Source organism: Streptomyces sp. NPDC102490 (assembly GCF_044765285.1).
Classification (GTDB): domain Bacteria; phylum Actinomycetota; class Actinomycetes; order Streptomycetales; family Streptomycetaceae; genus Streptomyces.
On record NZ_JBIWJU010000004.1, the window covers coordinates 454,537 to 480,720 of the forward strand.

The window sequence follows — 26,184 nt, forward strand, 5'->3', positions numbered from 1 at the left end:
CCGGGCGCGGCCCCCGGACCTGTCAGGCGCAGCCCCAGGCGGACATCCCCTGCATGCGGGCCAGGCGTTTCGCCACGGCGATCTGCTCGGCGCGGCTGGCGAGGTCCGCCCGCGGGGCGTACTTGAGGCCGCCGGCCGCGATCCAGCTGGACCGCGCGAACTGAAGCCCGCCGTAGTAGCCGTTGCCGGTGTTCGCCTGCCAGTTGCCGCTGGACTCGCAGGCGGCGATGGCGTCCCAGTCGGTGCGCGGGGGCACCGACGGCGCGGCCACCGCTTGGCCGGTCGCGCCGAGGGCGGTGGCGGCGACCAGGGTCACCGCGGCGGTGCGGATCCTGCGGCCACGCGAACCGCGCACGTCGCTCTGACGATCATTTCGTCTACAGATCATACGAAGACTGATACATCAGGTGACCGCCTGTCGCCGCACCGACGGCCGCGTCTTGGGCCAGTCGGAGCACACATCGTCCCCCGCCCGTCACCCGCTTCACGGCACCGACCGCACGCGCTCCGCGCCGTCCGGCACCGCCGCCTCGGCGGCGAGGTAGTCCGGGACCGCCTCCTTGTCGACGAGCCGGTTGAGGCGGCTCGGGACGTCGAAGCCGATCAGCAGGATCACCACCAGGGTGAGCGAGAAGGTGAGCACGGCGAGCGACTTGCCCAGGGACATGGTCGACGCGAGCTCGGCACCGAGCACCGGGGCGACCGCGCCGCCCAGCGCGCCGACGTTGTAGGTGAAGCCCAGGGACGCGGCCCGGGTCTCGGTCGGGAAGTGCCCGGCGATGTACTTGGGCAGCAGCCCGGAGATGCCCTGCATGCAGGCGAGCATCAGGAACAGCAGGATGCCCAGCTGGAGTTGGCTGTCCCGGATCGCGAAGACGGGGAAGACGAAGGCGATGCCCACCAGCAGGGTGCAGGCGTACGCCCTGCGGGTGCCGAACCGGTCCCCGACGAAGCCGGTGACGACGCAGCCCGCCATGGTGCCGAACCCGGCGTAGTACAGCGCGTCGCTGACCTGCCCCGGGGTGAAGCCCAGCTCGGTCTTGAGGTAGGTGGGCAGCAGGGCCTGGACCGGCCAGCTGTAGAGGAAGGCGCAGAAGACGGTGACGCACAGCGCGACGAACAGCACCCACCGCCTGCGGCCGCCCAGTTGCACCGCGAAGGCGACGAGACAGGCCGTCGCCAGGACGGACAGGACGGGCACGGCGCCCGCGCCGAGCGGGGTGAACACCGCGAAGAGCGAGCCCGTGGCGACGACCGTGAGCACCGTGTTGACCGTCGCCCGGCGGGGACCGGCGAACAGCGGCCGGAAGGGGTTGGGCCGTTCACCGGTGGCCCCCACCCGTGCCTCCCAGTCGTCGGCCTCGGGCAGCGCGCGACGTACCCACAGGGCGACGACGACGGGGAACAGGCCGATGTAGAACAGCCAGCGCCAGCCGTGCCCGGGCACCACGTGCTCGTAGACCTCGGCCGCCAGGACGCCGCCCAGCGAGAAGCCGGAGATGAGGAAGCCGGAGGCGCGGTTGCGCAGCCGGGCCGGCCAGCTCTCCAGGACATAGGTGGCGCTGGCGCTGTACTCGCCGGCCATGCCCATGCCGATGAGCAGGCGGGCCGTGAACAGGCTGGTGTAGTCCCAGGCGAAGCCGCAGGCGAAGGTGCCGACCGAGTAGAGCAGGATGCTGGCCACCATGGCGCTCTTGCGGCCGAACCGGTCGCCGAGCGCGCCGAGCACCGCGCCGCCGAGCCAGCGGGTGATGAAGGCTCCGGAGACGAGGCTGGCGGACTCGACGGCCGACAGTCCGAAGTCGTCGGCGATCTCGGTCAGGACGAGGGTGATGAGGACGAAGTCGAAACCGTCGAGGAGGTAGCCGATCCAGGCGGCGAAGAAGGACTTCCACTTCTCCCGGGTGATCTCGCGGTACCAGGGCGGGGAGGTCGGGGTGGTGCGCGCAGATGACATGGCGATCCTATGCGGGTGGGGAGACGCGCGTCGGGGACGGAGGCGGGGCGGGACCGGGTCCGGCGGTCACCGCCCGGTCCCGGGAGTCAGAGGAGTCCGGCCTCGGTGAGCCGGTCGCGGACCCGGGCCACGGCCGGCGCGTCGAGCGGCACCTGCGGTGCGGCGGTGGCCGGGCAGTCGATGAGGCCCAGCAGGTGGGCTGCGGCCTTGAAGGCGCCGAGCGCGCTGGAGCTGCCGCCCATCAGCGCGGGATCGCCCGCTTCGGTGAGGGCGAACAGGGCGGCGAGCCGGTCCTGTTCGGCCCTGGCGGCCGCCCAGTCCCCGGCCCGGGCGGCCTCGTAGAGGCGTACGTAGCCGTGGGCGTCGACGTTGCCGAGGCCGGGCACGACGCCGTCGGCGCCGGCGAGCAGCGCGCCGTCGACGGTCAGTTCGGAGCCGGTGAGCACGGTGAAGCCGGGGGTGCGGCGGCGGAGTTCGACCAGCAGGCGACGCAGGGAGCCCTCGTTGCCGCTGGAGTCCTTGAGCCCGGCGAGGGTGCCGTCACCGGCGAGGTCGAGGACGACGTCGCGGGGCAGCTCGGTGTGCACGGCGACCGGGATGTCGTAGGCGAACAGCGGTAGGCCGACGCCCTCGCGGACGCGCCGGAAGTGGTCGGCGATCTCCACGGGGTGGGTGCGGGTGTAGAAGGGCGCCGTGGCCACGAGGGCGTCGGCGCCCGCCCGGACCGCGTCGGCCGTCCGGTCGAGGACGCGGGCCGTGGTGGTGTCGATGATCCCGGCGAGGACGGGGACGCGGCCCGCTGCGGCGTCCACGGCGGCCTCCAGCGCGGTCAGCCGCTGGGCGTCGGTGAGGTAGGCGGCCTCGCCGCTGGACCCCAGCAGGAACAGGCCGTGCACCCCGGCCGCGATCAGGTGCTCGGTGAGCCGGCGCACGGAGGCGGTGTCCACCTCCCCCTGCGGGGTGAGGGGGGTGATGACCGGGGGGACGACGCCGCTCAGCGGCGTGGGGACGGGCATGCGCTCCTCCAGGTCGTGCTGTCCCCGCCGGGGGCCGCGGCGGGCAGCAGCGCGTCGTCGCCCCTGGTGGCGGGGGACGTAGGATGTCCTACGTCCTGTTAGAGTGACCCATGGCAGAGCAGGGGGTGTCAAGGGTCGAGAGGGGATGTCACATGGGCTCGGTCGCCGCCGACGCCGAGGAGAGGCTCAAGGAGCTGATCGTCGAACAAGGTCTGGGTCCCGGCGACCCGCTGCCCACCGAGACGGAGCTGATGGAGAGTTTCGGCGTCAGCCGCAACTCGCTGCGGGAGGCGCTCAAGTCCCTCCAGGCCATGCACATCGTCGAGATCCGCCGCGGCTTCGGGACCTATGTCGGGACCATGTCGCTGGAGCCGATGACCGAGGCCATGGCGTTCCGCACGGTGGTCGGGCACCGCCGGGGCCACGGCAGCCTGCTCGAACTGCTGCAACTGCGCGAGGCCCTGGAGGCGGGGCTCATGCACCAGCTCGCCGGGCGGCTGCCCGAGGAGGATCTGGCCGAGCTGGACGCGCTGGTGGAGACGATGCACACGGAGGTGCGCGAGGGCGGCGAGATCGCGTCCCGCACCGACCGCGCGTTCCACCGGGTGCTGCACCGCTCGCTCGACAACGACCTGCTCAGCGAGCTGCTCGACGCGTTCTGGAGCGCCTTCCACCGGGTGCGCACCCAGGCGCGGGGGATCGGCGCGGCGGCCGACGGCGAGGAACTGGCCCGGATGCACGCCAGGATCGTCGAGGCCGTGCGCGCCGGTGACGCGCAGGCCGCGGAGACGGCCGTGCACCGGCACTTCGACGACATCCGCGGGCGGCTCTCCCAGCACTGACCGGGCGGCGGACGCCCCTCGTTCGTGTGAAGAAGCGCGCGGGTGTCCCCCAGTCGGGTGACGGCCGGGCGGACGCGTCGCCGGGCGCGCTTACCGTTTCGCGGTGACCTCGATCTCCACTGACCCGCGCCCCCTGCGAACCGCCGACCTCGGCACGCTCGTCATCATGTCCTGGAGCCGTGAGACTCCCGACGGTGACGTCCCCTTCCTCCTGGCCTGTTCCCTCGGCGACGGGGAGGGCGGCCCGGAGGCGGTCCCGGCCGCCGTCGAGGGGCTGCTGAGCCGCGCCGGAATCGCGGTGGGCGGCGACACCGTCCTCGACGCCACCGTCCTGCCCGACCTGCCGATCGGACTGCTCGTCGTACCGGGCGCGGCGGCCCTCACCATGCCGGGGGTCAACGCCCAGTTCGTTCCCACCCCGCAGTGGCGGGCCGCGGTCGACCGGCAAGGGTACGCCTGCCTCATCTTCGCCACGCGCCCGTGGTCCGGGGGCGAGCCGGGCGACGGTGCGGCGGTCGCCGCGTTCGCCAACCACGAGGACACGCTCTCCTCGGCGGCGCAGCTCCTCCTGCCCGTGCGCAGCCTGCGGAGCTGACACCGGGCGCGTGCCCCGCACCGGGCGCGGCGGCGAGTCGCCTCACGTCCACAACTCGCCGCTGTCGCACACCCGGGCGCCCATGTTCCGTTCCATCATGCGCAGCGCCGCGTCCGCCAGGTCGGCGTGGATGTGGGCGACCGCGTCACGCGGAACGATGACCTCCAGATGGCGGATGTGGGCGTCCAGCGCCGAGTAGAGCACGCACTGCTCGGTCACCTGCCCGCACAGCACGAGCCGGTCGATCCCCTGCTGGTGCAGCAGATAGGTCAGCGGGGTCTCGTAGAACACCGAATGGCGTGCCTTGACCACGAAGAGGGAGGACTCGTCGGGCTTCAGCGGCTCGACGAGCCCGGAGTGCGGCCCGGAGAGGGCCTTGTCGAGGATCTCACCGTGGTGCGAGCGCCACTCCCCGAAGTTGTCGTTGACGTAGATCACGGGGACACCCTGCCGCCTGGCCCGGTCCAGCAGGCCGGTCACGTGCGGCAGTACGGATTCCACGGCGGGGATCAGGAACTCGGCGTCCTGGTGGTCGTAGGTGTTGATCATGTCGATGACGATCAGTGCGGTCTTGCTCATGCCGCACAGGTTGCCACCGGACGGCGGTGAAACCCCTCTCCACCCGCCGACCGCGGGGCGGTGGGCCGCCCGTCTCACCACAAGGCTCGCTCGGACGGCTCCGTCCCGTTCCCCTCGGGCGGAAGCTGCTCCCAGGGCGCCGGTCCCCCGCCCTCGCACCAGTCGCGTAGCCGCTCCTCGTTCACGCAGACTATGCCGCACCACTCGGCGTAGTCGGCGGCCGGTGCGGTGAAGTCGCTGCTGGTGACGAGGACCGCCACGTCGGCCCCGTGCACGGTGTAGCAGGTGCCGCCGAAGCGCTGGAGATCCTGGGAGCCGACTTTGTTGTCGTCGCCGTAGCGCTTGCACTGGATGACGACCCGCCGGCCGTCGGGGGCCACCGCCAGCACGTCGGCGCCGAGATCGCCCGCCCCGCCCACGACCTCGACCTCGGTGCAGCCGTCGCGCCTGCACAGGTCCGCTATCGCCTCCTCGAACTCGTCCGGGCTGAGCTCCTCGTGCGCGCCGCGGACCACCACGGTGGCCTCCTCGGCGCACGCGTGCTCCATCCCTTCCGCCGCGCGCGCCTGCTCCAGTTCGTCGAGCGCCGTCGCCGTGGCCGCGGCCAAGGCGTCCGTGGGGCGAAGGGCCGCCCGCGCGGCGGAGCCCCGGCTCCGCGCGCTCCGGTGCAGGAGGGCGGCCGTGACCACCCCGAGCACCAGGACGAACACCCAGGCCGGCCGCTGCCGCGCCACGTCGTACGCCATGCGCACGACCCAGCCCGCCAGGACCAGGGCGACGGCGGCGAGGCCGAACGTCACGGCCGTCGCCCGGAGGTCGAAGCGACGCCTCACGCGTCCGTCGCGGACATGGCGTTCAGGCACGGTCACGTTGGTCGTTCCTTCCCGGGTGGCCGACATGAAGATCACGTACGCCTTGTGCCCACGAACCACCCGTTCAGCGTTGGTTCATGACACGCCGTCGGATGGCTCATCCGAGCCGTCGGGGAATATTTCCGGCATACCTTTCGAATATGAAGAAATGCCATGTCGTGTACCTGGTGTGCACCGCAGCCATGATCGGGACGGGGCTCGGCGCGGCCCCGGCGTCCTCCGTCCCCAGGACCCACCTGGTCCACCCCGGGGAATCGATCCAGAAGGCGGTGGACGCCGCCGAGTCCGGTGACACCGTCCTCGTCACCCCCGGCACCTATCACGAGAGCGTGAAGGTGAGCACCCCCGGGCTCACCCTGCGGGGCATGGGCCGCTCCACGGTCATCGCGCCCAGCACCCGGAAGGCGGCCGACGACACCTGTGCCGAGGGCGGCAACGGCATCTGCGTGATCGGCACGAAGGACGAGAACGTCAAGGGCGTCACCGTCTCCGACCTGACGGTGACCGGGTTCACCCGTACCGGTGTGTTCTCGATGGCCACCGACGGGCTGACGGTCCGCAACGTGAACGCCGTGAAGAACGGCGTCTGGGGCATCGCCCAGGAGCGGTCCGTCCACGGCATCATCCGCGGCAACACCGCCCGCGACAACGGCGACGCGGGCATCTTCCTCGCCAACACGGTCAAGACCGAGGAGGGCGCCGCCGACACCGAGGGCACCGAGGTCGCGCACAACCGGCTGGAGGGCAACCGGATCGGTGTCACCGTCCGGCGCCTGCGCAACCTCGCCGTGGCGGGCAACCACATCACCGGCAACTGCGCCGGTGTGTTCGTCGTCGGCGACGAGAACGCGCCCAAGGCCGGTGACCTGGTCGTGCGCGACAACCACGTCGTGCGCAACAACAAGTCCTGCCCGAAGACCGACCGGCTGGAGGCGCTCCAGGGCTCCGGCATCGTCCTGACCGGCGTCGAGAAGGTCCTGGTCGCCGACAACACGGTCGAGGACAACTCCGGCAAGTCGTCGATGTCGGGCGGCATCGTCCTGGCCGCGAGCATGGTGGGCACCGCCAACGCGAAGAACGAGGTCAACGGCAACCGGCTGAGCCGGAACTCCCCCGCCGACCTGGTCAACGCCGGGACCGGCGCCACCGGCAAGAGCAACACCTTCACCGGCAACACCTGCGGCGCCTCCAAGCCCGCGGGCCTGTGCTGAGCCGGCCGCAACCACCCGTGGACCGGGGAAGGCCCATGGACCGAAGAAGGAAGGAAAGCGGCACATGACGACCGCACAGACTGCCCCACCCCCGCCCATGCGGCTGAGGGAGCTCGTGTTCGGGGCGGCATGTGCCGCCGCCCTGCGCGCGGCCGCACGGCTCGGTGTCGCCGACGCCCTCGGCGACGCCCCGATGGCCGTGGAGGACCTCGCGGCCGCGGTGAAGACCGAACCGAAGCCGCTGCGGCGACTGCTGCGCGCCCTGACCTGCTACGGCGTCTTCACCGAGCACAAGAACGGGACGTTCGCGCACACCGACATGTCCCGCCTGCTGCGCGAGGACGACCCGCACAGCCTGCGCAACATCACCCTGTGGTGCACCGAACCGTGGACCTGGGACGCCTGGCCCCTGCTCGACGAGGCGGTGCGCACCGGCTCCAACGTCGTCGAGGGCCTGTACGGCAAGGAGTTCTTCACCTACCTCAACGAGGACGCGCCCCAGTCGGCCGAGGTCTTCAACCGCGCCATGACGACGTCCAGCCGGCAGTCCGCCCAGGACGTCGCCGCGCTGCTCGACCTGTCGGCGAGCACCTCGGTCGCCGACATCGGCGGCGGCCAGGGCCACGTGGTGGCGAGCCTGCTGGAGAAGTACCCGGCCATGCGGGGCACCCTGCTGGACCTGCCGCGGGTGGTGGAGAACGCCGACCCCCGGCTGCGCGAGGGCGGTGCGCTCGCGGACCGCGTCCGCATCGTGCCGGGCGACTGCCGCGAGGCCGTCCCCGTGCGGGCCGACGTGTACATCATCAAGAACATCCTGGAGTGGGACGACGACAGCACCGCCCGCGCGCTGCGCAACGTCATGGCGGCGGGCGGCCCGGGCGCCCGGGTCGTCGTCATCGAGAACCTCGTCGACGACACGCCGTCGATGCGCTTCAGCACCGCCATGGACCTGCTGCTGCTCCTCAACGTCGGCGGTGCCAAGCACACCACCGACAGCATGGTCGGCCGGCTGACCGAGGCGGGGCTCGTCATCGACGACATCCGCCCGGTCAACCCGTACCTGCACGCCTTCGACTGCACCGTGCCTGAGTGAGCCGACCCCCGCACACGCACGCGTCGGCCGCCGCACCGCCCTTTAAGGGGGTGCGGCGGCCGACGCGTGGGTACGGGCCGTTCAGGCGTCCGGCGCGCGCCGGTCGGTGACCAGCTCCATCCGGGCGCCCTCCAGTGCCCGGACGAGTCCGCCGCCCGTCGGGGAACCGGCGTCCGTGAAGCCGTCGAGCAGGGTCGTCAGCTCGGACACCCGGCCGGCGTCCGGCAGACCGAGGGTCACCGCGGGTTCGCCGTCGTGGAGGTCGCCGCGTACGTCGACCAGCCGCACCACGACGTCGTCGCGCTGGAAGATGGTGCTGCACAGGACGGCGCTGCGCGGGTCCCCGGCCGCCGCCTCGTCGTGCTCGGCGAGCAGCTGGGCCAGCCGCATGCCGCAGCCCGGCCGGGCCGGGTACGACAGCGCGTGCCGCTGCGCCTCGCCCCGCTGTTCACCCGCGGTGACGTGGTGGACGGCGGGCAGCGCCGCCCGCGTGTAGAACACCCGGGCGGACTCCGGGTCGCCGAGGTCCCGGTCCTGTTCCAGGTACGGGTTGATGGCCTCCTCGACGGCCCGCACCTCGGGCTGTTCGGCCACGTGCCGCAGCGCGGCGAGCAGGTCGCCCCGCACCTCGATCGCCCGCACCACCCGGTTGCCGTGCAGGAACAGGGACGTACGGCACAGCCGCGTGGTGTCGTCGACCCGCGGCTCGGGCGAGGCGTAGTCGGCGAGGATCTTGCCGACCGCCTCCTCGCTGCCCGGCTTCACCGTGAAGGTGAGCGCGTGCCGGATGAGGCCGTCGCCGACGCGCGGCGCGGCCTGCAGTCCGCCCCGAGCGGGGTCGGCGCCGGTCGAGGGGCGGCCGGTCTCGCGCACCACGTGGAAGCGGAGCGACCGGGTGTCCCGCACACAGCTGTGCAGCGGCTTGACCATCCGCACGTGCTCTTCGCTGCTCACCCAGTTCAGGAACGGCGGTGCGCTCTCCCACTCGCTGGTGATGAGCCACTGGGAGGGGTTCTCGATGGACTGGCACAGCTGCTCGCCGATGTGTCCGGGGACGGACTCGACGTGGCTGCGCAGGTTCTCGTACGTCTCCAGGAACTGCTGCTGGGCGCCGTCGTAGACCTCCACCAGCAGGACGACCCGCAGGCGGGAGCCGTCGAACACGGACTGCGAGACCTGGTGCGACAGCTGTCGCGTCAGCGGTTCGGAAGCAGGGGTGGACGTGGTGGTCATCCTGCGCACATCTCCTTCGCGGGGGCGGAACTGAATGTCGGCCGCGGTGATGCGACGCCGGCTTGCCTCGATCCTGTGCCCGGCCCCGACGGCGCGCGACCGGGATGCACTGCGCGGGTGACCGGCACCGCGGACGGCCGGGGGCGCGGTCTCAGGCGAGGTGCGCGAAGACGACCAGGTTGTCCGTGTAGTCCTTGACCTTGTGGTCGTAGTCGCCCGCACAGGTGATCAGCCGTACCTCGGGCCGCTGGGTGTCGCCGTAGACGCGTTCGCTGGGGAACTCGTCCTTGGCGTAGGTCTCCAGGTCGTCGACGACGAAGGTCGCCTCGCGCCCGTCCGCGCGCTCGACCCGGAACTTGTCGCCCTTGTCGAGCTGGTCGAGGCGGGCGAAGACGGCGGGCGACGTCTTCGTGTCCACGTGCCCGGCGATGATCGAGGTGCCCCGCTCGCCCGGGGAGACGCCCTTGGCGTACCAGCCGACGAGGTTGGTGTCCGCGGCGGGCGGCGGCTGGAGCTGCCCCTTGTCGCCGATGGCGAGGTCGGTGAAGGGGGCGTCGACCGAGATCTCGGGGATCAGCAGGCGTACCGGTTTCGACCGGGGCAGGGCGGACTCCGCCGCGCCGGTCGCGGGCGGGGCGGACGAGGCGGTCGTGCCGGGGTGGGCGGGCAGCGGGGGGCGGGCGGAGTCGGCGGACGTGTCGTTGCCGCCGACCAGGCTCACCGCGAGGATCAGCAGGGCCACGGCGCACAGCACCATCAGGCCGGAGCGGGAACCCTGGCCGGTCGTCGTCGCGTCGTCGGCCGGGGCGGGGGCGGAAGGGGGGACTGACATCGGGGACGACCTCACTGGAGCACGGCGGCGGGGCGGACACGAGGGGGCGGAAGGCGAGCCGGGCCGCCCCGTGGTTCCTGGGTGGCGGCCCGGCTGCTATCGCGCCCGGCACGGCTTAAGCCACTCCGTGAGCCGACTTCTTGCGTCGGGCGGCGTAGAGGCCGGTCGCGGCGACGGCCAGGACGGCCAACCCGCCTGCGGTCGTGGTCGGCGTGGCCAGGCCGCCACCGCCGGTGTGCATGCCACCGCGCGGCTTCTCGTGCTCGCCACCGCCCCGGGAGCCGTCGCCCTCGTCCTGACGGTAGGTCTGCGAGCCGCCTTCCTTGGACTCACGGCCGCCGCCGTCCCAGTCGCCCTCGTTCACCGCGGCCAGCGCACCGCCGCCGGTGTGCATGCCGCCGCGCGGCTCGTCGTGCTTGCTTCCGTCCTCGTGCTTGCTCCCGTTGTCGTGCCCGGTGCCGGAGGACGCGTCCTCGTGGTCCCAGTCGCCCTCGGTCACCGCGGCGAGCGCGCCACCGCCGGTGTGCATTCCGCCGCGCGGCTCGTCGTGCTTGCTTCCGTTGTCGTGCTCCTTGCTGTAGGAAGAGTCGTCGTGGTCCCAGTCGCCACCGGCCGCCGCGTAGGCGCCGGGAGCGCCGAGGACGAAGACGGCCGAGGCCGCCGCCGTGGTCAGGAGCATGCGAGCAGAACGCATCTGAGATTCCTTCCGTCACGACCGGGCAGCTGGTTCTTCGTCAGCTGAGGGGACCCGGCCCCGACGTGAATCACCGTCAGCCCACCGCCCGTCTCGCACCACTCAAGGCGCTCAGCCGGGTGAACACCCCGCCCGTTCGGGTGCCGGGACCACTTCCCCGGAAGCTGTGAACTGCTCCGGGCGGCGGCGGAGTTGGCCCGTCCCAAACGGTTCGTCACCCGGCGACGGCCTGTCACCCGCCCGCGCCCCCGGGTCCGCTACTCCTCCGGCTCCGGGTGGGCCGGGTCGCGCGCCTCGGGCTCCTGGCGCAGGGAGCCGGGCGCGGCCCGGTCGGGGGCGGCCTCGCAGCAGGAGGAGGCTCTCCGGCGGGAGGTCCGCACGCGTGTCGGGCCAGTTCAGGCCGAGGCGCAGGGTGGCGGGCGGCATTCCGATGCCGTCCTCCTGCCAGGTACCTCCGGCAGGCGGGGGCGAACCGCTCCGTACGGCCGAAGGGGGGAGGCCCCAGGCGGGTAAACCGGTCGCTCCGCCGGGCCGGACGCCGTACCTTCGCGTGATGCCCGAACTTCGCACCGATCGTCTCGTGCTCCGCGACTGGCGGACGTCCGACCTTGCCCCGTGGGCGGCCATGAACGCCGATCCGGTGGTCCGCGCGTACTTCCCCAAGGTCCTGACCCGGGCGGAGAGCGAGGCGTCCGTGGCCGGTTTCCAGGCCGACCTGGACCGGCGGGGCTGGGGCTGGTGGGCGGTGGAGATCGCCGCCACCGGTGAGTTCATCGGGTTCGCCGGGCTCGATCCCGTGGACGACGGCATGCCGTTCACCGGGGTGGAGGCGGGCTGGCGCCTGGCCCGCCCGGCCTGGGGCCACGGCTATGCCACCGAGGCGGGGCGGGCCGCCGTGACCCACGCCTTCGAGCGCCTCGCGCTGCCGGAGGTCCTCGCGGTGACCGCGGCCGGCAATCTTCGCTCGCGGGCGGTGATGGACCGGCTCGGCATGACCTACGACCCGGCCGACGACTTCGACGACCCGGAGATCCCCGAGGGCAACCCACTGCGCCGCTCCGTGGTGTACCGGCTCCGCGCCGGTGACCGCCGTCCGGGCGAGCGGTAGACGCCGGCCGTCGGGCCGTCGGCCGGCGTGGCTTCGGCGGAGGGCGGCGGTTCGATGAGACGGCGGTGACGCGTTGCCGCTCCGGCCGGAGACGCGCCGCCGCAGGTCGGAGACGCGCCGTGCGGGCCGCGGGCGCGTGGCCGCGTGTGGTGGCGGGTCAGACCGACTGGCCGAGAGGGCGCGGCGTGCCGGTCAGGTCGTCGGTGAGGCCCACCGTGGCCCTCATGCGCTTGCCGACCGGTTCCCGGTGCACCTCGAAGCTCTCGCAGACGGCCATGACGATCTCCAGCCCGTGCCGGCCGATCCGGCCGGGGTCCGCGGTCGCGGGCACGGGCAGCACCGGCGCGCTGTCCCACACCGTGACCACCACCCGGTCCTCGACGAATTCGACTTCGATCAGCGACGGGCCGGGCGCGTACTTGCAGGCGTTCGTCAGCAGCTCGCTGACCACCAGTTGCACCACTTCCACCGCGCGGTCGGACACCGGAGCGCCCTGGGCCGTGCGCACGCCCGCCAGGAACGCCCGGGCCAGTTCACGGCCTCTGGCGATGTCGCCGGGCCTGCCCTGGTACTCCGCCGAAACCTTGGCCGGTACGTCGCGCAGCCGGTCCCCCGTGTGGGCAGCCCCGTCCATCCGATCCGCCCTCTTCCTGAGCCTTGACCGTTACGCCAGCCCGTCTACCCCCGAATCCGGCAAACATCACCCGCCCCACCGCGACCCGCTCCCGGGCCGTCGACAGCGGTTTCCGGGCGATCCGGCGCGGCGGGTCCGGGGCCGTCCGACTCGGCGGATTCCGGGGCTGGTCAGCGTCGGGCGGGTGGCCGATCCTGTGACCACGGCGTCGAGCCGCGGCGGTCGCCGGGGCCGCACGGCCGGACTGGGGGGTGGCCACGTGGTGCAGGACGGACGGGTCTCCGCGCGGAAGGCCGACCGGGGGCGGGCCGGGCCGACGTGCCCGGTCGACCGGGCACCGGACGGGACCTGGCGGGTGCACGATTTCGCCGTGGCACGGGCGCTGCTGCGCGGTCCGGGCACCGTGCAGGCGGGTCTCGGCGTGGAGACGGTGGAGAAGCTCCCGCCGCGCGTCCGCCGGCCCGTGCTCTACCGGGACGGCCCCGAGCACCGGGAGCACCGCAGGCAGACCGCCCGCTACTTCACTCCCCGCCGGGTGGACGAGCACTACCGCGAGCCGATGGTCCGGATCGCCGAGGAGCAGCTGGCCGTCCTGCGCTCGGCGGGCGAGGCCCAGCTCTCCGATCTCGCCTTCGGTCTGGCCGTCGGTGTGGTGAGCGAGGTCGTCGGGCTGCGGTACGGCAGGCCCGGCATCCGCCGCAGGCTGGAGCTGTTCTTCCCGGAGAAGTTCGGCGAGCCCGGACTGACCAGTGTCCGGGGCCTGTACTGGCTGGTGCGGCAGAACACCAACTGGCTCCGCGTCCACCTGGCCGACGTGCGCCCCGCCGTCCGCGCGCACCGGCGCCGTGCGCACGACGACCTGATCTCCCACCTGATCGCGGAGGGCTGCTCGGACGTCGAGATCCTCGGCGAGTGCCTGACGTTCGCCGCGGCCGGCATGGTCACCACGCGGGAGTTCGTGTGCCTGGCCGCCTGGCACCTGTTCTCGGACGCCGGGTTGCGCGACCACTACCGGTCGGCGGACGAGACCGGGCGTCTCGCCGTCCTCCAGGAGCTGCTGCGGCTGGAACCCGTCATCGGGCGGTTGCGCAGGCGGGCCACCGAGCCGGTGGAGCTGCCCTGCCCCGACGGTCCGGTGACGCTGCGCCCCGGCGAGTACGTCGAGGTCCACCTGGACGACGCGAACGCGGACCCGAAGGCCGTGGGTGAGGAGCCGCTGCTCGTCCGCCCGGACCGCGCCGAGGCGGTCGGGGCGGGGCTGTCCTTCGGGGACGGACCGCACCGGTGTCCCGGGGCGCACATCGCCCTGCTGGAGACGGACGTGTTCCTCAGCCGTCTGTTCGCCCTCGACGGGATCCGGACGACCGGGGAGCCGCGGGTCGCCTTCCAGGAGGCCATCGACGGCTACGAGATCCGCGACCTGACCGTGGCACTCCCCCGGGCCGGCCGCGGCTGACCGGCCCGGGGAGCGACGTACGGCGTCGGCGGTGCGGCGTCAGCCGCCCAGGGCGCCGAGGACGACGTCCTTGGCCTCGTCCTGCACCTGCCGCAGGTGGTCCGCGCCGAGGAACGACTCGCCGTAGATCTTGTAGACGTCCTCCGTGCCGGAGGGGCGGGCCGCGAACCAGGCGTTCTCGGTGGTCACCTTGATGCCGCCGATCGGGGCGCCGTTGCCGGGTGCCTCGGTGAGCACGCCGGTGACCGCCTCCCCGGCGAGGGTGTCGGCCGTGACCTGGGCCGGGGACAGCTTGGCCAGCCGGGCCTTCTCCTCGCGGGTGGCGGGGGCGTCGATACGGGCGTAGGCGGGTTCGCCGAACCGGGCGGTGAGCGCGGCGTAGTGCTCGGAGGGGGTCTTGCCGGTGACGGCGGTGATCTCGGAGGCGAGCAGGGCGAGGATGATGCCGTCCTTGTCGGTGGTCCACACGGAGCCGTCCCGGCGCAGGAACGACGCCCCGGCGGACTCCTCGCCGCCGAAGCCGAGGGAGCCGTCGACCAGCCCGTCCACGAACCACTTGAAGCCCACGGGCACTTCGACCAGGCGGCGGCCGAGGTCGGCGGCGACCCGGTCGATCATGCCGGAGGACACCAGCGTCTTGCCCACGCCCGCGTCGGCCGGCCAGTCGGCGCGGTGGGCGTAGAGGTAGGCGATGGCGGTGGCCAGGTAGTGGTTGGGGTTCATCAGGCCGCCGTCGGGGGTGACGATGCCGTGCCGGTCGGCGTCGGCGTCGTTGCCCGTGGCGATGGTGAAGCGGTCGCGCCGCTCGATCAGGGAGGCCATCGCGTGCGGGGACGAGCAGTCCATCCGGATCTTGCCGTCCCAGTCCAGCGTCATGAACCGCCAGGTCGGGTCGGTGAGCGGATTGACCACCGTCAGGTCCAGGCGGTGCTGCTCGGCGATCCGCCCCCAGTAGGCGACGGAGGCGCCGCCCAGCGGGTCCGCGCCGATGCGCACGCCCGCCGAGCGGATCGCGTCGAGGTCCAGGACGCTCGGCAGGTCGCGGACGTAGGCGTCGAGGAAGTCGTGGCGGCCGGTGCCGGGGGCGGCGAGCGCCCGCGCGTAGGGGATGCGCCGTACGTCCTTCAGCCCGGCCGCGATGATCTCGTTGGCCCGGTCCTGGATCCAGGAGGTGGCCTCCGAACCCGCGGGGCCGCCGTTCGGCGGGTTGTACTTGAAACCGCCGTCGGCGGGCGGGTTGTGCGAGGGGGTGACGACCACGCCGTCGGCGAGGCCCGAGGTGCGGCCCCGGTTGTGGGTGAGGATGGCGTGGGAGACCGCCGGGGTGGGGGTGTAGCCGTCCGCGCTGTCGATGCGGACGGTCACGTCGTTGGCGGCGAACACCTCCAGGGCGGTGACCCGCGCGGGCTCGGACAGGGCGTGGGTGTCGGCGCCCAGGAAGAGCGGGCCGTCGGTGCCCTGTGCCGAGCGGTACTCGCAGATGGCCTGGCTGGTGGCGGCGATGTGGTCCTCGTTGAACGCCGCCACCAGGGACGAACCCCGGTGTCCGGACGTTCCGAAGGCCACGCGCTGCCCCGGCTCCGCCGGGTCCGGGTGCAGGGCGTAGTACGCCGTCACCAGCCGGGCGACGTCGATCAGGTCCTCGGGGCCGGCCGGCTCACCGGCTCGGTCGTGCTGCATGCGCCCACTCCTCCGCATAGGTCGGGACTTCGCTCGCGAGTCCCATCTTCCCCTGTCCGGGCAGTGGTGCCGCGCGTGGTGGCCGGTGTCAGATCCGGCCGCCGGTGAGGCGGGTGAGGGGCCCGTGCGTGTGACGTCCGGCGCGGCGGCCCATCGCGTACGACGCGGCGGTCACGGCGGTGAGGCCGGCGCCGACGCCGGCGGCGACGAGCTTGCGCTGGGCGACCACCGTCCACGCCGTCTTCGCGGTGGCCGCGACCTGACCCGAGGTGGTGACGACGGCCTGGCGGCCGGCCGCGACGCCCTTGGCCGCCGTCTGCACGGCGCCGTTCGCCGCGTCGGCGGAACGCTGGGCACCGGTCTTGGCCGCCGACGCGACGTCACTCGCCTTGCCCGCGGCGGCCTGTCCCGCCCGTGCGGCGGGCGCGGTCGCCTTCTCGGCGGCGTCGCGCGCCTTGGTCTCGGCGGTCCGCGTGCTGGTGGGCTTCTTGTTCGTGTCCTTGTTCGGCTCGCTCATGGACACCGCCTTGCCCCTCACCGCGTCGGCAAACGCGCCCGGCCCGGATGGGTGCGTCGGGGCCGGTTAGGACGCTCAACGGAACTCCGCCGCCGGGGCGTTGTCCCCGTCGTCTCCGCGGACAGTTCGCCGCCCGGGACCGGGCAGCTCGCGCGGCGTGGATCAGCAGGCGGCGGCCCGGGGCGACGTCGTAATGGACGCCGTTGCCGTACGGCCGGAAGTCCAACGCGTCGGTGACGGTGCGCAGTTCGGAACGGTGGGTTCCGGTGCCGCCAGGGCGGTGGGCCCAACGACCTAACGACGGCTCGACGGCGGCAGCTGGGCCGCACTCACCTGCTCGCCCAGCACCTCGGCCAGGAACCGCACGAGCCAGCGCTGGGCCGGGCTGCGGGACGACTCGTGCCGCGCGTACAGGGCGATCTCGATGGGCTCGGTCTCGAACGGCAGCCGCACCAGGCGCACCCGGTGGGAGGCCGTGAAGACCTCGCCGACGTACTCGGGGACGATGGCCACCAGGTCGGTCTGTTCCAGCAGGTAGGGCAGCATCGAGAAGCGGGTGGCGTCCACGGCCACCCGTTCCAGGAGCCCGTGGGCGCCCAGCAGGTCCCTGGGCGTGACGTGGCCGCTGGGTCCGAACACCGTCGCGTGGTGCTCGGCCGCGAGGTCCTCCGGGGTGACCGCGTCGCCCCGCACGCGCGGATGGTTCGCGGCGACCATCAGGACGTAGCGCTCCCGGAAGAGCGGGATACGCACCGTGAGGTGCGAGGTGATCACCGGGGTGGCCACGAACGCGTCGAGGTCGCCGCGGCGCAGCTGCCCCTCGGCGTCCTCCACGTCGAAGGGGCGGACGGTGAAGGACACCCCCGGCGCCCGCTCGCGCGCGGCGGCCACGAGCCTCGGCAGCAGCGTGGCCTCGCCGAGGTCGGACAGGGCGATGGTGAAGCGGCCCGACATGGTCCCGGCGTCGAAGACGTCGCCCTGGCGGACCGTCCCGTCGATCTCCGCCAGCGCGCGCTGGAGCGGCAGGTACAGCCGCCGGGCACCGGCGGTGGGGGTCAGCCCGCGTCCGTTGCGGCGGAACAGTTCGTCGTCGAAGTGCCGGCGCAGCTTGCCCAGGCTGTAGCTGACGGTGGGCTGCGTGACGTGCAGCGTCTCCGCGGTGGCCGTGACGCTGCCGGTCTCGTAGAGCAGCACGAAGACGCGGGCGAGGTTGAGATCGAAGGTGCCCATATCGACGGACTCTATATCGGAATGGCGAAACATCTATTGGTGCCCATGTCGTGGGGTGCCTAGCGTGTGCCGCGTCACTTCGAAAGGAACGTCCGTGCCATCCGTGCGTCGTGTCTCCCACGATTTCCTGGAGCGCCAGGGACTCACCACCGTCTTCGGCAATCCGGGCTCCAACGAGCTGCCCTTCCTCGCCGGACTGCCCGACGGCTTCCGCTACGTCCTCGGTCTGCACGAGGGCGCCGTCGTCGGCATGGCCGACGGGTACGCCCAGGCGACCGGCCGCCCGGTGCTGGTCAACCTGCACGCCGCCTCCGGTTCCGGCAACGCGATGGGCGCCCTGACGAACGCCGTCGCCTCCCGTACGCCGCTCGTGGTGGTGGCCGGGCAGCAGGTGCGCCCCGCGATCGGCCCCGAGGCCAACCTGGCCAGCGTCGACGCCCCCGCTCTGATGAAGCCGCTGGTCGGCTGGGCGGCGGAACCGGCGTGCGCCGGGGACGTGCCGCGCGCGCTCGCCCAGGCCGTCTTCGAGGCGCGGCTCCAGCGCCGGCCGACCTACCTGTCCGTGCCGTACGACGACTGGTCCGCCGACGTCGACGACAACGCCCTGGCCGTGCTCGACCGGCGGGTGCTGCGGGCCTCGGTGCCGGGCGGCGAGCAGCGCCGGTGGCTGGTGGAGCGGGTCGCCTCGGCCCGGCGCCCCGCGCTCGTGCTGGGCGGCGACATCGACGCGGCCGGCCGCTTCGACGACGCCGTGCGGCTGGCCGAGCGGCTGGGCGGTCCGGTGTGGGCGGCGCCCTCGCAGTTCCGGCTGCCGTTCCCGAACCGGCATCCACAGTTTCGGGGCGTGCTGCCCGCCGGGATCGCGCCGGTCTCGGAGGCGTTCGAGGGCCACGACCTGGTGCTCGTGCTGGGCGCGCCGGTCTTCCGCTACCACGAGCACCTGCCCGGCCGGTACCTGCCCGAGGGCACCCGGCTGGTCCAGGTGACCGAGGACGCCGCCGCCGCGGCGCGGGCGCCGATGGGCGAGGCGCTGGTCGCGGACCCGGGTGCCGTCATCGACGTACTCCTGGAGTCGCTGGACGCGACCGGTACCCCCGCCGGCGCGGATGCCTACCGGCCCGCGCCCGAGCCGCTCACCGCCGAGGGGCCGGCGCTCCACCCCGAGCAGGTCTTCGCCGCGCTGCGCGAGGAGCTGCCCGAGGACACCGCGTACGTCGTCGAGTCGACGTCGACCAACGCGGCGTGGTGGCGCCAGATGGACCTGCGCCGTCCGGGCTCCTACTACTTCCCGGCGGCCGGCGGCCTCGGTTTCGGGCTGCCCGGCGCGGTCGGTGTCGCGATGGCCCAGCCCGGCCGTCCGGTGGCCGCCGTGATCGGGGACGGCTCGGCCAACTACGGCATCACCGCCCTGTGGACGGCCGCGCAGCACCGGGTCCCGCTGACCGTCGTCCTGCTGCGCAACGGCACGTACGGGGCGCTGCGCTGGTTCGGCGGCCTGCTCGGGGTGCCGGACGCGCCCGGACTCGACATCCCGGGCCTGGACTTCACCCGCATCGCGGAGGGCTACGGCGTACCCGCCCAGCACGTCGCCGGGGTGGCTCAGCTGCGCGCCGCGCTCGCCGAGACGCCGGACCACCCCCGGCTGATCCAGGTGGACACGGCGCTCACCACGCCCTCCTGACCGACTCGACCACGACCCGGGCCGAAGCCCCCCGGCCGCGGAAGACCGAAGACCCCGACCGAAGACCCCGACGAGAGGGAAGACGATGACACTCCTGGACAGCGCCGTCTGGGGCGGGAAGTTCCACAGCGACGGCTGGCAGGACTCCCCCACCGGGCAGCCGGTGACCGAGCCCGCCACCGGTGACCGGCTCGGCACGGTGGGCCTGGCCACGGCCGAGGACGTGAACCGCGCCGCCGCCCGGGCCGCCGAGGCCCAGCGTGCGTGGGCGGCCACCTCGCCGCAGCGGCGGGCCGCCGTACTGCGGCGCGCCGGGGAGCTGTTCACCGAGCACGCCGCCGAGATCGAGGACTGGCTGGTGCGCGAGGCCGGCTCGGTGCGGTCCAAGGCGGGCTTCGAGGCGGGGCTCGCGATCGGCGAGTGCTTCGAGTGCGCCGGGCTGCCGACGCACCCCCAGGGCGAGGTGCTCACCTCGGAGGACGCCCGCTGGTCGCTCGCCCGGCGCCGCCCCGCCGGTGTCGTCAGCGTGATCGCCCCCTTCAACTTCCCGCTCATCCTCGGCCTGCGTTCGGTGGCCCCCGCGCTGGCGCTCGGCAACGCGGTGCTGCTGAAGCCGGACCCGCGCACCGCGGTGAGCGGCGGTGTCGTCATCGCCCGGATCTTCGAGGAGGCGGGTCTTCCGGCCGGTGTCCTGCACCTGCTGCCGGGCGACGGGTCGGTCGGCCGGGCCGTGGTGGAGGCGCCCGAGGTCCGGGTGATCTCCTTCACCGGTTCCACTCCGGTCGGGCGGGCCATCGGCGAGCAGGCCGGGCGGCTGCTGAAGCGGGCGCACCTGGAGCTGGGCGGCAACAACGCGCTGGTCGTACTGCCCGGCGCGGACGTGGCGAAGGCCGCCTCGGCGGGCGCGTTCGGTTCGTATCTGCACCAGGGGCAGATCTGCATGACGACCGGGCGGCACATCGTGCACGAGTCGCTGGTCGAGGAGTACACCGCCGCGCTCGCCGCGAAGGCGGAGGCGCTGCCGGTGGGCGACCCGGCCCGTGAGGACGTGGCGCTGGGTCCGCTCATCGACCGCCGGCAGCTGGAGCGGGTGCACGGCATCGTCACCGACAGCGTCGCGGCGGGGGCCAAGGTCGCCGCCGGCGGCGAGATCGACGGCGCCGGCTACCGCGCCACCGTGCTGACCGGTCTGACGACGGACATGCCGGCCTGGCGCGAGGAGATCTTCGGCCCCGTCGCTCCCGTCATCTCCTTCTCCACGACGGAGGAGGCCGCGCGGATCGTCAACGACTGCGAGTACGGGCTGTCCGTCGGCATCCTCGGCGACGTGGGTACGGCGATGAAGCTCGCCGACCGGATCGACTCCGGCAAGGTGCACATCAACGAGCAGACGGTCAGCGACGAGCCCAACGCCCCCTTCGGCGGGGTCAAGGCGTCCGGCACCGGCTCCCGGTTCGGCGGCGCCGCGGCCAACGTCGAGGCGTTCACCGAGACCCAGTGGCTCACGGTCCGCCCGGACATCGCCGACTACCCGTTCTGATCCCTCCGGTCCCCCGTACCGGCCCCACCCGGCCGCCCCGGCCGGTCCGGCTCCGCCCACTCACACCCGTCCCCGGGGGGAGAATCATCATGGCTTCCACCACCACGTCCGGCACGCCCGCGCGGAGCGGCCGCGCCGCCGGCGGCACGTGGACGGTGATCCTGTGCTGGATCACCGTCCTGCTGGAGGGCTACGACCTCGTCGTCCTCGGCGCCATCATCCCCACCCTGCTCAAGACCCACCACCTCGGCATGACCGCGGGCGACGCGACCACCATCGCGACGCTCTCGCTGGTGGGCGTCGCCATCGGCGCGGTCTGCGTCGGTCCGCTGGCCGACCGGCTGGGCCGGCGCCGTCTGCTCATCGGCTCGGTCGTGCTCTTCTCGGTCCTCACCCTCGTGGTGCCGCTGGCGAACTCCGTCGCGATGTTCGCCGCGCTGCGCCTCCTCGCCGGTCTGGGCCTGGGCGCGTGCATGCCGGTCTCGCTCACGATGATGGCCGAGCACATGCCGGCCAGCCGCCGGGCGCGGGCCAGCACCCTGACGATGACCGGTTACCACACCGGTGCAGTGATCACCTCGCTGCTGGCCCTTCAGGTGACGGACGACTGGGAGATCCTCTTCTACCTGCTCGGTGTCGTCGGCCTGGTGATCGCCGCGATCCAGTGGTTCAAGCTGCCGGAGTCGGCGGCCTTCGTGCGGGCCAAGGAGGACGGGGCACACCGCGTGCCGTTCAGCGAGCTGCTCAAGCCGGCGTACCTGCGCGCGGGCATCGGCATCTGGGTCGCCTCGTTCATGGGCCTGCTGCTGGTCTACGGCCTCAACACCTGGCTGCCGAAGCTGATGAACGACGCGGGCTACCCCGTGCCGACGGCGGTCACCCAGCTCCTCGTGCTCAACATCGGCGGTGTCGTCGGTCTGGTCCTCGGCGGGTTCGTGGCCGACCGGCGGGGCATCAAGGGCACCACCATGGTCTGGTTCGCGGTCTCGGTGCTCATGCTGGGGTGTCTGAGCATCAGGATGGAGAGCGACCTGCTGCTCAACGTCGTGGTCTTCTTCACCGGCGTGTTCGTCTTCTCGGCCATGGTGCTCGTGTACGCCTACGTGACGCACTTCTACCCGGCGTCCGTGCGGGGCACCGCGCTCGGCTCGGCGTCCGGGATCGGCCGGATCGGGTCGATCGTCGGCCCGTCGATCACCGGCGCGCTGGTCGCGTCGGGGGTCGGCCACCCGTGGGGCTTCTACTTCTTCGCCGCGGTGGCGGTCCTCGGCTTCCTGGCCGTGTCGACGCTGCCGCGCGGTGGTGGGGAGCCGGCCGAGGCCGCGGCGCCCGTGGCACCCGCGGCACCGGCCGGGTGACGCCCTGACGGCATGCGGAACGGGAGCAGTGGACCGCGCGGCCCGCTGCTCCCGTCGGTGTCCGGAAGGGTGACTCAGTCCTTGTCGACCTTCTGGCCCAGCACCTTGCCGCTGGCCGCGTCGACCTCGACGGTGGTCTTGTTCCAGTTGTCCTTGTTCACCACGTCGACGCCCCAGACGACCTGCTGGTCGTCGTTGTCGTCGAGTTCGACGTGGGTGACGGTGCCCTTGGCCTTGGCGGTGGCCGCCTTGACCGCCTGCTCCGGCGTCTGCTTGGCCTTGTCCAGCCACTCGGTGATCTGGGTCTTGTCGTCGGGGTCCTGGTCCGGGTCGGCCATGGTGCGGAAGACCTTGCCGTTCACCGCGTCGATGTCGATGCGGTGCAGGGTGCCGTCGGACTGGGCGACCTTGGCCTCCCACTCCGGGGCGCCCGCACTGGGCGCGGGGTTCGGCATGCTCGGGCTCGCCGAGCCGGTCGGCGATCCGGTCGGCGACGCGGTGGCGTCGGCCTCCACGCGCTTGAGTTCGAGGTCCACGAGCTTGCCCTCGGGGACCTCCTTGACGGCGGTGGCGGCGGCCTTGTCCCAGGTGACCTTCGTCGCCGAGACGAGGTCCTTGCGCTCGGTCCGGTCCTCGTTCATCGAGGCCGACGGGGAGCCGGAGGGGGACGCGGACGCGGTATCGGTGGCGGACGCGGAGGGGGATTCGGTCTGAGCCGCCTCCGCGACGCTGGAACGGTTCGTATCGGCGTTCGTGCAGGCCGTCAGCAGCAGGGCGGAGGCGCCCAGGGCGCCCGTGACGGCCAGCGAACGCAAGGGGGGAAGTCGTCGTGCAGAGCTCATGATGCTGTCCGTAACCGCTCGGTCACGTGGACACACCGGTCCGGTATGAAAATCACCCTATTGGCCGGGTTGGGGCGATCCTGCGGGGAGCGGGGCGTACGGAGCCTTCAGCGGGCCCGTACGAACTCCACCCGGCCGGTGCCCGTGGCGGTGGTCGCCGGGCACCGGGGCAGCGTCCGGACCCCGCCCCCTTCCAGCCACTCCCGGTACGCGGTGGACTGGCGGGCGACCTCCCAGTACGCGTCCTCCAGCGCCGGGAAGACGGCGTCCAGCTCCGCCCGGGTGCGGGCGGCCAGCAGCAGGCGCACACCGAGGGGGTCGCCGTACAGGCGCCGTACCGCCATGTCGGGGCGGGACTGGGAGCTGGGCTGGCAGACCGTGACGACCTCGCCGGTGGCGACCAGGGAGGCGGCGGTGTGGTAGTCGCCGTGCAGCACCCGGGGGTTGAGGCCGACGGCGCGCAGCATGCGGTGCACGCCGTCCCATTCGCCGTCGACGGTGGGGTCGACCATCCACCGGTCGTCGGCGAGGTCGGCGAGCCGCACGACGGGCCGGGCGGCCGCGGGGTGGTCGGCGGGCAGCATCACGAACTGCGGTTCGCGCTCGACCAGGACCCGCAGCCGCAGTCCCTCGGGGATGTGCAGCGCACTGCCCTCGACCTCGTGCACGAAGGCGACGTCGAGCTGCCCTTCGGTGACCCGGCGCAGCAGCGCGTTGGCGGAGACGTCCATTTGCAGGGTGGGCTCCAGGCCCGGCCGTCTGAGCCGGCGCAGCCAGCCGGCCAGGGCGCGGCTGGCCGTGGAGCCGATCCGCAGCCTGCTGTCGCCGCCGGCCGCCGCGGCGCGGGCCTCGCGGACCAGTGTGCTCATGTCGGCCAGCAGCGGCCGGGCCCGGCCGAGCACCGTCCGCCCGAGCGGGGTGGGGCGGCAGCCGGTGCGCTCCCGGGTGAACAGGGGGCCGCCCAGGGCCTGTTCGATGCGGGTCAGTTGGGTGCTCAACGTGGGCTGCGCCACGCCCAGTTGGCGTGCCGCCCGGTGCAGGCTGCCGGCGTCGGCGATGGCGCACAGTGCGCGTAGGTGCCTCACCTCGAGCTCCATGCAGGGAGCGTAAAGCGGAACAGTAGGTTGCGCCAGGTGAACAAAACGCGGCGGAACAGGGCGAGTTCTGCACTCTGGTCAAAGCCGCAACGAGTGGCCGGACGGTGGTGATAGCCCGGCCCTATCACCTGTTGCCATCATCACAGCGGGCTCACGGGCGCCCCACACTCGCCGATGACGACTTCTCCTCACTCCCCCACTCAAGGAGTCATCGATGCGTATCAGCCTGCCCCTGCTGTCCACCGCGGTCGGTCTCGGCCTGACGGCGGCCGTGCTCGGCACCGGCCCCGCCGCGACGGCCGCGGCGCCCCAGGAGCCGGTCCGGGCCGCCCAGCTCGGCTACCAGCCCTCGGCCGGCTCGGGCGAGGACGCGGCCGCCAACCGTGCGTTCTTCGAGGCGGTCGTCAAGTCCGTCGCCGAGAAGCGCGCCGCCAACCCGTCGGCCGCCGCGGCCGTCACGGTCTACTACAGCGCCACCAACGCGCCGAGCTTCCGCTCGCAGATATCCCGCTCGGCCCAGATCTGGAACAGCTCGGTGTCCAACGTGCGGCTCGCGGAGTCGAGTTCGGGCGCGGACTTCGCGTACTACGAGGGCAACGACTCGCGCGGCTCGTACGCCTCCACGGACGGGCACGGCAGCGGGTACATCTTCCTCGACTACCGGCAGAACCAGCAGTACGACTCGACCCGCGTGACCGCCCACGAGACCGGGCACGTGCTCGGCCTGCCCGACCACTACTCCGGCCCGTGCAGCGAGCTGATGTCCGGCGGCGGCCCCGGCCCGTCCTGCACCAACCCCTACCCGAACTCCAACGAGCGCAGCCGGGTGAACCAGCTGTGGGCGTACGGCTTCCAGGCCGCCCTCGACAAGGCGCTGGAGAAGACCTCGCAGCGCTGACGCCGGCGGTGGACCAGCGTGGGGGCGGCCCGGCCGGGCCGCCCCCACGCACGCACTCGCTTCCGCTCCGCTTGCCCAACCTCCCTCGGGGTAGTCGCTGTTCACTTTGCAGTGACATCCCGAAGGAGTCGGACGTGGACGAACGGAAGGCACCTGTCGACGACGGTCTCGGCGATCTGGAGCCGGGCACGAGGCAGCGCGCGCAGTTGCGCGGTCGCGTCGCCGACATCGCCTGGACGGCCTTGTGCGTGGTGCTCGCGCTGTGGGCCGTGTGGAGCGCCGTCGATCTCGCGCGCGGCGCGACGGCGTGGGTGTACTGCGCCGTGGCCTGGGTGCTGCTCGCCGTGGCGCTGGGCCTGCGGGCGGCGGCGGTCCGGCGCAGGACCTCGCTGTAGCGGAAGCGGCTCCGGGCGACACGGGTCCGGGCGTCAGGAGGGCGCGGGCAGGGCGGCGACCACGGCCCGGTGGACGGCCCGGGCGAGCCGGGCGCCCCACTCGGACCGGGGGCCCGCGAAGGCGTGCACGTCGGCGCCGTCGCGCGGGGACCTGGCGGCGACGCACACCGCGTCGGTGGGGGTGCCGGAGCAGTCGAGACCGGCGTCGAGCAGTGCCTGGACCTTGGCCTCGGTCGCCGTCATCACCGCGTTGACCAGGGCGGCGTCGCTCAGTGCGACGGGCAGCGCGACGACGATGTTGACGGTTCCCGGCAGCGCGGCCCCGGTGGCGCACTCCTCCGGCGCGGCCGCCCAGCCGCGTACCGAGATGCCGGCGGTCGCCAGGGCCTCGGCCCCGCCGTCCCGGGCCCGGCCGTGGGCGGACACGTCGGCGGCGGTCATCAGGCCCACGCCCGGCCCGCGGGCACCGGCGGCACGGGCCAGCTGGGCCAGGTGCCGGGCGGGGTCGGTGCGCCGGTAGCCGTGGGCGACCTGGGCGTTGAGCACCCAGGCGCGCTCGGCGATCCCGCCGCCCAGCACCGCGCTGCTGGCCATCCGCCAGCCCGGCCCCGGGTTCCAGAGCAGGGAGTGCAGTCGTTCGCCGTCCTCCACCCGGGTCAGGTGGCGCGGGTCCAGCAGTCGGGCGGCCCCGGTGCGGGACGGCGGCAGGAGGGCGGGCACGGGTCGGGGCTCCCAGCGGTGATCGACGGCGGTCGGAGGCGGACCGGGCGACGATCGTACGAGGTCGGAGGCGGTCCGGGCGAGCGTACTCGGTGCCGGTGTCC

27 protein-coding genes are annotated in these 26,184 nt (G+C 73.1%); 11 read left to right on the top strand and 16 right to left on the bottom strand.

Annotated elements, in window-relative coordinates; all coding sequences use genetic code 11:
• Positions 1-22: 22 nt before the first annotated feature.
• The 3 genes from rpfE to ACIRGB_RS11320 all read right to left on the bottom strand — a co-directional run bounded on the left by rpfE (position 23) and on the right by ACIRGB_RS11320 (position 2,973).
• Entirely contained in the window at positions 23-388 is a 366-nt protein-coding gene (gene rpfE, locus ACIRGB_RS11310; RefSeq protein WP_403861750.1) for a resuscitation-promoting factor protein RpfE, read from the bottom strand.
• Between the two features lie 96 nt (positions 389-484).
• Positions 485-1,957: a sialate:H+ symport family MFS transporter gene (locus ACIRGB_RS11315; protein WP_403861753.1), complete on the bottom strand. Its 1,473-nt coding sequence runs from the start codon at positions 1,955-1,957 to the stop codon at positions 485-487.
• Positions 1,958-2,043: 86 nt separating this feature from the next.
• Positions 2,044-2,973: a dihydrodipicolinate synthase family protein gene (locus tag ACIRGB_RS11320; RefSeq protein WP_403861756.1), complete on the bottom strand. Its 930-nt coding sequence runs from the start codon at positions 2,971-2,973 to the stop codon at positions 2,044-2,046.
• 152 nt (positions 2,974-3,125) lie between these two features.
• Here ACIRGB_RS11320 and ACIRGB_RS11325 point away from each other — a divergent pair, with 152 nt between their 5' ends.
• Both ACIRGB_RS11325 and ACIRGB_RS11330 read left to right on the top strand, forming a co-directional pair.
• Positions 3,126-3,815, top strand: a complete 690-nt coding sequence (locus ACIRGB_RS11325; RefSeq protein ID WP_403861759.1) for a FadR/GntR family transcriptional regulator — start codon at positions 3,126-3,128, stop codon at positions 3,813-3,815.
• Between the two features lie 103 nt (positions 3,816-3,918).
• Entirely contained in the window at positions 3,919-4,410 is a 492-nt protein-coding gene (locus ACIRGB_RS11330; RefSeq protein WP_403861762.1) for a DUF5949 family protein, read from the top strand.
• Between the two features lie 42 nt (positions 4,411-4,452).
• Here ACIRGB_RS11330 and ACIRGB_RS11335 read toward each other — a convergent pair whose 3' ends face one another.
• Positions 4,453-4,989, bottom strand: a complete 537-nt coding sequence (locus ACIRGB_RS11335; protein ID WP_403861765.1) for a cysteine hydrolase family protein — start codon at positions 4,987-4,989, stop codon at positions 4,453-4,455.
• Between the two features lie 74 nt (positions 4,990-5,063).
• Positions 5,064-5,858 carry a restriction endonuclease gene (locus tag ACIRGB_RS11340; protein WP_403861768.1) on the bottom strand — a complete coding sequence of 265 codons (795 nt, stop codon included), beginning with the start codon at positions 5,856-5,858 and terminating at the stop codon, positions 5,064-5,066.
• Between the two features lie 143 nt (positions 5,859-6,001).
• On the opposite strand from ACIRGB_RS11340, the gene ACIRGB_RS11345 reads away from it, so the two are divergent.
• Both ACIRGB_RS11345 and ACIRGB_RS11350 read left to right on the top strand, forming a co-directional pair.
• Entirely contained in the window at positions 6,002-7,072 is a 1,071-nt protein-coding gene (locus ACIRGB_RS11345; protein WP_403861771.1) for a nitrous oxide reductase family maturation protein NosD, read from the top strand.
• 64 nt (positions 7,073-7,136) lie between these two features.
• On the top strand, positions 7,137-8,165 hold the full coding sequence (locus ACIRGB_RS11350; RefSeq protein ID WP_403861774.1) for a methyltransferase: 1,029 nt from the start codon (positions 7,137-7,139) through the stop codon (positions 8,163-8,165).
• Positions 8,166-8,246: 81 nt separating this feature from the next.
• Here the strand turns inward: ACIRGB_RS11350 and ACIRGB_RS11355 are convergent, their stop codons facing one another.
• The 4 genes from ACIRGB_RS11355 to ACIRGB_RS11370 all read right to left on the bottom strand — a co-directional run bounded on the left by ACIRGB_RS11355 (position 8,247) and on the right by ACIRGB_RS11370 (position 11,304).
• Positions 8,247-9,398 (bottom strand): SchA/CurD-like domain-containing protein, encoded by a 1,152-nt coding sequence (locus ACIRGB_RS11355; protein WP_403861777.1) that lies wholly within the window; start codon positions 9,396-9,398, stop codon positions 8,247-8,249.
• A gap of 151 nt (positions 9,399-9,549) precedes the next feature.
• The gene (locus ACIRGB_RS11360; protein ID WP_403861780.1) at positions 9,550-10,230 is read right to left on the bottom strand and encodes a class F sortase; all 681 of its coding nucleotides are present in this window, start codon (positions 10,228-10,230) and stop codon (positions 9,550-9,552) included.
• Positions 10,231-10,345: 115 nt separating this feature from the next.
• Complete coding sequence (locus ACIRGB_RS11365; RefSeq protein ID WP_403861783.1) at positions 10,346-10,924, bottom strand: hypothetical protein; 579 nt, start codon at positions 10,922-10,924, stop codon at positions 10,346-10,348.
• Positions 10,925-11,181: 257 nt separating this feature from the next.
• The gene (locus tag ACIRGB_RS11370; protein ID WP_403861786.1) at positions 11,182-11,304 is read right to left on the bottom strand and encodes a hypothetical protein; all 123 of its coding nucleotides are present in this window, start codon (positions 11,302-11,304) and stop codon (positions 11,182-11,184) included.
• A 173-nt stretch (positions 11,305-11,477) separates the two neighbouring features.
• Here ACIRGB_RS11370 and ACIRGB_RS11375 point away from each other — a divergent pair, with 173 nt between their 5' ends.
• On the top strand, positions 11,478-12,032 hold the full coding sequence (locus tag ACIRGB_RS11375; RefSeq protein ID WP_403861789.1) for a GNAT family N-acetyltransferase: 555 nt from the start codon (positions 11,478-11,480) through the stop codon (positions 12,030-12,032).
• A 157-nt stretch (positions 12,033-12,189) separates the two neighbouring features.
• Here ACIRGB_RS11375 and ACIRGB_RS11380 read toward each other — a convergent pair whose 3' ends face one another.
• Positions 12,190-12,666: an ATP-binding protein gene (locus ACIRGB_RS11380; protein ID WP_403861792.1), complete on the bottom strand. Its 477-nt coding sequence runs from the start codon at positions 12,664-12,666 to the stop codon at positions 12,190-12,192.
• A 259-nt stretch (positions 12,667-12,925) separates the two neighbouring features.
• Between ACIRGB_RS11380 and ACIRGB_RS11385 the strand changes: the two genes are divergently transcribed.
• A complete protein-coding gene (locus tag ACIRGB_RS11385) occupies positions 12,926-14,122 on the top strand; it encodes a cytochrome P450 (protein WP_403861795.1) in 1,197 nt (398 codons plus the stop codon).
• 39 nt (positions 14,123-14,161) lie between these two features.
• Here the strand turns inward: ACIRGB_RS11385 and pgm are convergent, their stop codons facing one another.
• From pgm to ACIRGB_RS11400, 3 genes are all read right to left on the bottom strand, one after another.
• Positions 14,162-15,802, bottom strand: a complete 1,641-nt coding sequence (pgm, locus tag ACIRGB_RS11390) for a phosphoglucomutase (alpha-D-glucose-1,6-bisphosphate-dependent) (RefSeq protein ID WP_403861798.1) — start codon at positions 15,800-15,802, stop codon at positions 14,162-14,164.
• Positions 15,803-15,890: 88 nt separating this feature from the next.
• A complete protein-coding gene (locus tag ACIRGB_RS11395; RefSeq protein ID WP_403861801.1) occupies positions 15,891-16,319 on the bottom strand; it encodes a hypothetical protein in 429 nt (142 codons plus the stop codon).
• Positions 16,320-16,613: 294 nt separating this feature from the next.
• Positions 16,614-17,549 (bottom strand): LysR substrate-binding domain-containing protein, encoded by a 936-nt coding sequence (locus ACIRGB_RS11400; RefSeq protein ID WP_403861804.1) that lies wholly within the window; start codon positions 17,547-17,549, stop codon positions 16,614-16,616.
• Between the two features lie 94 nt (positions 17,550-17,643).
• On the opposite strand from ACIRGB_RS11400, the gene mdlC reads away from it, so the two are divergent.
• From mdlC to ACIRGB_RS11415, 3 genes are all read left to right on the top strand, one after another.
• Positions 17,644-19,230, top strand: a complete 1,587-nt coding sequence (gene mdlC / locus ACIRGB_RS11405) for a benzoylformate decarboxylase (protein ID WP_403861807.1) — start codon at positions 17,644-17,646, stop codon at positions 19,228-19,230.
• Between the two features lie 85 nt (positions 19,231-19,315).
• Positions 19,316-20,770, top strand: coding sequence for a benzaldehyde dehydrogenase (locus ACIRGB_RS11410; protein WP_403861810.1), 1,455 nt, complete (start codon positions 19,316-19,318; stop codon positions 20,768-20,770).
• 89 nt (positions 20,771-20,859) lie between these two features.
• The gene (locus ACIRGB_RS11415) at positions 20,860-22,128 is read left to right on the top strand and encodes an MFS transporter (RefSeq protein WP_403861813.1); all 1,269 of its coding nucleotides are present in this window, start codon (positions 20,860-20,862) and stop codon (positions 22,126-22,128) included.
• Between the two features lie 74 nt (positions 22,129-22,202).
• Here the strand turns inward: ACIRGB_RS11415 and ACIRGB_RS11420 are convergent, their stop codons facing one another.
• Together ACIRGB_RS11420 and ACIRGB_RS11425 are read right to left on the bottom strand one after the other, a co-directional pair.
• Positions 22,203-22,970, bottom strand: a complete 768-nt coding sequence (locus ACIRGB_RS11420; protein ID WP_403861815.1) for a PepSY domain-containing protein — start codon at positions 22,968-22,970, stop codon at positions 22,203-22,205.
• Positions 22,971-23,077: 107 nt separating this feature from the next.
• The gene (locus ACIRGB_RS11425; RefSeq protein ID WP_403861818.1) at positions 23,078-24,067 is read right to left on the bottom strand and encodes a LysR substrate-binding domain-containing protein; all 990 of its coding nucleotides are present in this window, start codon (positions 24,065-24,067) and stop codon (positions 23,078-23,080) included.
• A 214-nt stretch (positions 24,068-24,281) separates the two neighbouring features.
• Between ACIRGB_RS11425 and snpA the strand changes: the two genes are divergently transcribed.
• Together snpA and ACIRGB_RS11435 are read left to right on the top strand one after the other, a co-directional pair.
• Positions 24,282-24,965 carry a snapalysin gene (gene snpA / locus ACIRGB_RS11430; protein ID WP_403861821.1) on the top strand — a complete coding sequence of 228 codons (684 nt, stop codon included), beginning with the start codon at positions 24,282-24,284 and terminating at the stop codon, positions 24,963-24,965.
• A 134-nt stretch (positions 24,966-25,099) separates the two neighbouring features.
• A complete protein-coding gene (locus ACIRGB_RS11435) occupies positions 25,100-25,360 on the top strand; it encodes a hypothetical protein (protein WP_403861824.1) in 261 nt (86 codons plus the stop codon).
• A 33-nt stretch (positions 25,361-25,393) separates the two neighbouring features.
• On the opposite strand, the gene ACIRGB_RS11440 is transcribed toward ACIRGB_RS11435, so the two are convergent.
• Positions 25,394-26,080, bottom strand: a complete 687-nt coding sequence (locus ACIRGB_RS11440) for an adenosylcobinamide amidohydrolase (protein WP_403861828.1) — start codon at positions 26,078-26,080, stop codon at positions 25,394-25,396.
• Positions 26,081-26,184: the final 104 nt, after the last annotated feature.

Excerpts from the sequence above, each read along its gene's own strand:
- ACIRGB_RS11365 (WP_403861783.1), bottom strand. The coding sequence starts at position 10,924 with ATGCGTTCTGCTCGCATGCTCCTGACCACGGCGGCGGCCTCGGCCGTC.
- rpfE (WP_403861750.1), bottom strand. The coding sequence starts at position 388 with ATGATCTGTAGACGAAATGATCGTCAGAGCGACGTGCGCGGTTCGCGT.
- ACIRGB_RS11355 (WP_403861777.1), bottom strand. The coding sequence starts at position 9,398 with ATGACCACCACGTCCACCCCTGCTTCCGAACCGCTGACGCGACAGCTG.
- pgm (WP_403861798.1), bottom strand. The coding sequence starts at position 15,802 with ATGCAGCACGACCGAGCCGGTGAGCCGGCCGGCCCCGAGGACCTGATC.
- ACIRGB_RS11395 (WP_403861801.1), bottom strand. The coding sequence starts at position 16,319 with ATGAGCGAGCCGAACAAGGACACGAACAAGAAGCCCACCAGCACGCGG.
- ACIRGB_RS11345 (WP_403861771.1), top strand. The coding sequence starts at position 6,002 with ATGAAGAAATGCCATGTCGTGTACCTGGTGTGCACCGCAGCCATGATC.
- ACIRGB_RS11420 (WP_403861815.1), bottom strand. The coding sequence starts at position 22,970 with ATGAGCTCTGCACGACGACTTCCCCCCTTGCGTTCGCTGGCCGTCACG.
- ACIRGB_RS11415 (WP_403861813.1), top strand. The coding sequence starts at position 20,860 with ATGGCTTCCACCACCACGTCCGGCACGCCCGCGCGGAGCGGCCGCGCC.
- ACIRGB_RS11335 (WP_403861765.1), bottom strand. The coding sequence starts at position 4,989 with ATGAGCAAGACCGCACTGATCGTCATCGACATGATCAACACCTACGAC.
- ACIRGB_RS11320 (WP_403861756.1), bottom strand. The coding sequence starts at position 2,973 with ATGCCCGTCCCCACGCCGCTGAGCGGCGTCGTCCCCCCGGTCATCACC.
- ACIRGB_RS11400 (WP_403861804.1), bottom strand. The coding sequence starts at position 17,549 with ATGGGCACCTTCGATCTCAACCTCGCCCGCGTCTTCGTGCTGCTCTAC.
- ACIRGB_RS11410 (WP_403861810.1), top strand. The coding sequence starts at position 19,316 with ATGACACTCCTGGACAGCGCCGTCTGGGGCGGGAAGTTCCACAGCGAC.
- ACIRGB_RS11315 (WP_403861753.1), bottom strand. The coding sequence starts at position 1,957 with ATGTCATCTGCGCGCACCACCCCGACCTCCCCGCCCTGGTACCGCGAG.
- ACIRGB_RS11350 (WP_403861774.1), top strand. The coding sequence starts at position 7,137 with ATGACGACCGCACAGACTGCCCCACCCCCGCCCATGCGGCTGAGGGAG.
- ACIRGB_RS11380 (WP_403861792.1), bottom strand. The coding sequence starts at position 12,666 with ATGGACGGGGCTGCCCACACGGGGGACCGGCTGCGCGACGTACCGGCC.
- ACIRGB_RS11360 (WP_403861780.1), bottom strand. The coding sequence starts at position 10,230 with ATGTCAGTCCCCCCTTCCGCCCCCGCCCCGGCCGACGACGCGACGACG.
- ACIRGB_RS11325 (WP_403861759.1), top strand. The coding sequence starts at position 3,126 with ATGGGCTCGGTCGCCGCCGACGCCGAGGAGAGGCTCAAGGAGCTGATC.
- ACIRGB_RS11375 (WP_403861789.1), top strand. The coding sequence starts at position 11,478 with ATGCCCGAACTTCGCACCGATCGTCTCGTGCTCCGCGACTGGCGGACG.
- snpA (WP_403861821.1), top strand. The coding sequence starts at position 24,282 with ATGCGTATCAGCCTGCCCCTGCTGTCCACCGCGGTCGGTCTCGGCCTG.
- ACIRGB_RS11425 (WP_403861818.1), bottom strand. The coding sequence starts at position 24,067 with ATGGAGCTCGAGGTGAGGCACCTACGCGCACTGTGCGCCATCGCCGAC.